We start from the raw sequence: 4829 nt of genomic DNA on the forward strand, positions 1-4829 counted from the left end.
GGGTTGGCGGCTGCTGCATGCACGCACGCGCGAGCTGGGCAAGGATGTGCTCGTCGTCAGCTCGGATCGTCAGGTCCGGGTGGTGGTCAAGGCTGCAGGCTTCAAGGTGGCTGAGTCTCTGACCTCTCCTCCCAGCAGTCGAGCGCGCCCGGGCAGCCGACCCGCACGTACCCTGCAACATAGCTCTAGCTCACGGTCACCAACACGCGGCCTTGCGGCGCGTACTCGCGCTGAGCAGCAGCGCACGCTCTCTAGCGGAGCTGAGGAGAGGAAGGAGAAACCGTTGCTGCCGCGCGCTCCGGCGCCCGGCCAGAGGTCACTGGAAAGGGTGGAGGAGCCTGACACATTGTCAAGCTCTTTCGGGCGCCCACACGAAAGCCGGGAACCACTCATCGAAGACCTGGCCAGTCCTCAGCGCCCCGCTGAGGCAGGCGGCTCCGTCCGCCGATACTCTCAGCCATCGACCGAGCACTCTTATGACTTTCATATCGAACCAATCGATGCCTCCGCGGCGATCTCTCCACTCCTCCCGTCTGGGCAAGAGGAGGATGAAGCTGAGGATACGCTGCTGGAGGATTTCCGCACCGCCCAGCACATTCGCCAGGCCGCGCAGCCGGGTCCCGTACACGCTGCGCCTGCCGGCATGGATCGGCAGTCCTATACTACTGCCCCCCTTGAAGCAGGAGAGCGCCAGGAAGAAGAGGAAGCAGCCGATCCCTTCAGTCGTATCGAGGAGATCTCCCCCAGCTCGCTCCCCGAACAACGCGGAGCCTTCGCTCCCATCGATGAGGTCGAGGACGATATCCCGGCGATCTCGGGTCGGCGCGGGACGCTGCTGGAAGCCGAGGTCGAGGATCTGGGTGATCAGGGGGATATCGCCCTGCCATCGACACACCTTTCTGTCGAGCGCTGGAGTACCCCTGGTGGGGAGGAACCAGCGGAGGAAGAGGAAGACTTCCCGTCCTCCGTGTCCGGGTTGGGGGCGCGGAGCTATGGCAGATCATCCCCTTCGCGAGTGAGTGGCTTTGACGGAGAAACGGCGATCCCGGGCGCTGAGGAGGAGGAGAGCGAGGTGGGTCTGCCCGATATTGAGGCCCTGCCCACGCGTGCGCTGCCTCCCCGTTCTGTCCCTGAGCCTCCACGTGTGATCAGCGGTTCTCTGGTAAGGGGACCAGCTGGCTCGGCTGCCCCCAGAACGGCTTTGCCGGGAACTGCGCCACGCGAGCCGGGCGAGGTGGTCTCAGGCCGGCCTCAGAGCAAGACGGCACTCACCACCGGCGCCGGTGCGCGGGTCAGCGCTGCCCGTTCTCCCCGCCGACCTGCCAGCACGCGCAGCGTCAGCGCTCGTGGCCCGCTGCTCTTCGTGGGCGTGCTTGTGCTCTTGTTGGCTATTATCGCAGCTCTTGCCTATTATGTTCCTTCCGCTGAGGTGAGTTTTACCCTCCCTGCGCGGGCCTTTAGCCAGAATCTCCAGTTCACCGCTAGCTCTACCACGCGTCTGAATGTGGCTGCTCATACCTTGCCGGCCCAAGTTCTGCTCTTTAGCCGCAATGTCCAGGCTCAGGGACGGGCCAGCGGGCTGGCGCGGGTTGGCGTGGTTAAGGCCCACGGAACGGTTGAGTTTACCAATAAAGGCAGCCACTCGCTCGTCATCCCGACGGGCACCATCGTGGCCACTCCCTCGGGTATCCAGTTCAAAACGACCGCCGAGCCACTGATCACGCCCGGAACTACCTATCCGGTCCAGGTTGAGGCGGTCAATGCCGGCACCAGCGGCAATGTGCCGGCCAATAGCATCACAGTCATTCCCCCCGAGAGTCTGCAGCAGATCGGCGCCTCGGCCAACGAACTGACGGTCACAAATCCTCAGCCTACCTCGGGTGGTGGCCTGGGAAGTGTACCTCAAGTGACCAATGCTGATGTCAATACCATCAAGAGTCAATTGGATACTCGACTGCAGCAAGAAATGCGTGACTGGCTCAAGCAGCAACTGCATAACGGCGATGTGGCTGGTCAGCCAGTGGTGCAGGAGCAGGTCAATGCGACGCCCGCCGTCGGTCAGGTGACCTCTAGTGGGAGCTTCACGGCGACCCTCACCTTCCAGGCAGCGGTCCTGGTGGTCCGCGCCGCCGATATTCAGGAGGCGGCCCGCACTGCTCTCAATGCTGCTATCCAGAAACAGCAACAAGGGTATGAAGTGCTCAGCGAGAAACCTGTCTCTATTGCAGATTTGAAGGGGACATCCCACAACAATGGCAGCTCCTTGACGCTGACTTTGACGGCCACAGGGCTGGTTGGACCAGCAATCAGTAACGAGGAGCTGCAGAGCCAACTCAGCGGGAAGGCCAAGGATCAGGCGCTCAACGATCTCAACAGCCTGCTGGCCACTCGCCTTGGAAAGCAGGCCGTAGATATCCAGACGGCCATCTCCGTCAACCCGAGCTTCTATCCCTGGATGCCTTTGCTACGCGATCATATCCATATCCATCGGAACATCGTGACGGTCTCCTGATTCCCTGGGAGAAGCTGTAGACGGAAGAGAGCGCCGACGACAGGTAGGCCCTCACTGGCTGGCCACGCTGTCCGTCGGCGTTTTTCTTGAGCCAGGCCGGCGGCGAGCGCCGCGGGAGACCGCTTGACTAACAGGTTGACGGACCGGCTGGCTGCTCGCCGAAGTGGCGCTGAGGAAGAGAGGGGAAGGCTTCGTAGACCAACCCTTGCTATTCTTCCCCTTGTGACGTAGACAGTGAAGGCTTCCTTCGTTAGAATGCTATGGATACTGCTCTCTTCTATAGTAAGAAGTAGTAACAAATAAAAGACAGCAGGCTAGTCTGACTGTTTATGACGGCTCGCATACTGGCTTTAGACGTGGGAGAGGCTCGCATCGGAGTGGCCATCAGTGATGCCTCGCAGATTCTGGCCTCGCCCTATACAACGCTGGAGGTAGCCGGCAACGAGGTCCGGCTGTGGGAGGCGCTGCGGCGCATCATTGAGGAGAACGAGGTTGAGGCGCTCGTGGTGGGGCTACCGGTCAGCCTTGATGGACAGATCCATCAGCAGGGAGAGCGCGTGCTAGCCTTTGTCGAGCGCTTGAAGCGCCATATCAAGATCCCGGTTGATCTATGGGATGAGCGCCTCTCAACGGTGGAGGCGCAGCGTTTGCTCGCAGAGCGGGAGCAGGAGGAAGGCGGGAGGCGTTCCAGGCGTGGTGGCCATCGAGGTGGTCAGGGCAAAGGAGGAAGGAACCGGCAGGGGATCGATGCTCTGGCAGCGACGCTTATTCTGCAGCAGTACCTGAATCACCGGCACCAAGCTCCAGAGGAAGCGTCACAATGAAAGTACGAGGTCCTCACCCTCCTCGCTCACGGGGGGCCATTCTCAGTGTCTTTCTGGTCTTTGCCCTGGTTCTGGGCCTCATCTATGTCTCGTGGAACCTGGTTTCGGCGGTTTTAGAGCCTGTAAGCCCGCCTGGCCAGGGACATACGGTAACGATCATTGTCCAGGAGAATGAGACGGTACAGCAGCTGGCGAATGATCTTCAGGCCAAGGGACTGATCCGCAATACGCTGGCCTTTCGTTTCTGGGCCAAGATCAAGGGTTTGGACCAGCATTTGCAAGCTGGCGTCTACCGCAACCTGAACAGCAGCATGAACATGAGCGACATCATCGATGCGCTCATGACAGGACAGCCCGATGAGATCGCCGTCCGTATCCCCGAGGGCTGGCGTCTGGAACAGATTGCTGACAAGATTGAGGCAGCGGGCTTGCCACGTTTCAGCAAACAGGACTTTCTGGCCTACACCAAGAATCCGGCCAAGTTCCCCGATCGCAGCAAATTTCCTTTTCTCAAGCAGCTCCCCTCGGGGGCGACGATGGAGGGGCTTCTCTTCCCCGATACCTACTTTTTCACGCTTGGGGCGACGACCACCGATGTGATCGATCGCCTGCTGGAGGAGTTCCAGGCCAAGGTGCAGCAGTACCACCTGGACACGAAGGCGGCGGCGAACCATATGAGTCTCTACCAGATGGTCATTCTGGCCTCGATTGTTGAACGTGAGGCCGCCTTTGACAGCGACCGCCCGTTGATCGCCAGTGTCTACTGGAACCGTGTCTATCGTCCCAATGCCGAAACAGCGGGCTTTCTCGATGCAGATCCCACTGTCCAGTACGCACGCGATTCGCAGCCCGGTACAAAGAGCTACTGGGCGCCTCTGGCCGCTTCGGGTAGGCAGGTGCTACCCGATAGTCCCTGGAACACGTATACACATAAGGGTTGGCCACCAACGCCGATCTGTAGCCCGAGCCTGGCCAGCCTGCAGGCAGCGGCGTCGCCAGCCCAAACCGACTACTACTTTTTCCTGAACCGGCCTGATAACGGACGGGCCGTCTTTGCCAAGACTCAGGCCGAGTTTGATCAGGAGGTTCAGCAGTATCTAAAGTAAGGAAGCAACGGCGAGAGTAGAGCTGATGAATCTGAATCTCGGACAGGTCATTTTTCTAGCTCTGTTGCAGGGTATCACCGAGCTGTTTCCCATCAGCAGCCTGGGGCACACAGTAGTCATCCCCGGGCTGCTGGGATGGGGAGATCTTGTGGACAACGAGCGCTTTCTGCCTTTGATTACAGCGCTCCATCTGGGAACAGCCCTGGCGCTCGTGATCTATTTCTGGCGCGATTGGCTCCAGGTGCTGCGCACCTTGTGGAAGAGCATCAAAGAAGGCCAGGTACAACGAGGCACCGAGGAATGGGTGAGCTGGTTGATCATTATCGGCTCGATCCCGACGGGGATTCTGGGGGTCTTTCTGGAGAAGCCGCTGAAGCAGCTCTTCGC

At 60.1% G+C, this 4829-nt stretch carries 4 protein-coding genes; all 4 read left to right on the plus strand.

The genetic code is table 11. The features are described 5' to 3' along the window. The coding region (locus IRZ31_RS20210) for a baseplate J/gp47 family protein (RefSeq protein ID WP_297157219.1) at positions 1-2512 on the plus strand (2512 nt) is incomplete at its 5' end. 329 nt (positions 2513-2841) lie between these two features. After that, positions 2842-3336, plus strand: coding sequence for a Holliday junction resolvase RuvX (gene ruvX, locus IRZ31_RS20215; RefSeq protein ID WP_297157222.1), 495 nt, complete (start codon positions 2842-2844; stop codon positions 3334-3336). Continuing rightward, positions 3333-4442 (plus strand): endolytic transglycosylase MltG, encoded by a 1110-nt coding sequence (gene mltG / locus IRZ31_RS20220; protein ID WP_297157224.1) that lies wholly within the window; start codon positions 3333-3335, stop codon positions 4440-4442. The genes ruvX and mltG overlap by 4 nt, the downstream gene beginning before the upstream one ends. A 25-nt stretch (positions 4443-4467) precedes the next feature. After that, positions 4468-4829 (plus strand): undecaprenyl-diphosphate phosphatase (locus IRZ31_RS20225; RefSeq protein WP_297157226.1); only part of this gene is annotated, 362 nt, incomplete at its 3' end.

Origin of the sequence: Thermogemmatispora sp., assembly GCF_019683635.1 — a bacterium.
Lineage (GTDB): Bacteria > Chloroflexota > Ktedonobacteria > Ktedonobacterales > Ktedonobacteraceae > Thermogemmatispora.

Bases quoted from the DNA above. Each gene is read 5' to 3' on its own strand.
- ruvX (WP_297157222.1), top strand. From the start codon at position 2,842: ATGACGGCTCGCATACTGGCTTTAGACGTGGGAGAGGCTCGCATCGGA.
- mltG (WP_297157224.1), top strand. From the start codon at position 3,333: ATGAAAGTACGAGGTCCTCACCCTCCTCGCTCACGGGGGGCCATTCTC.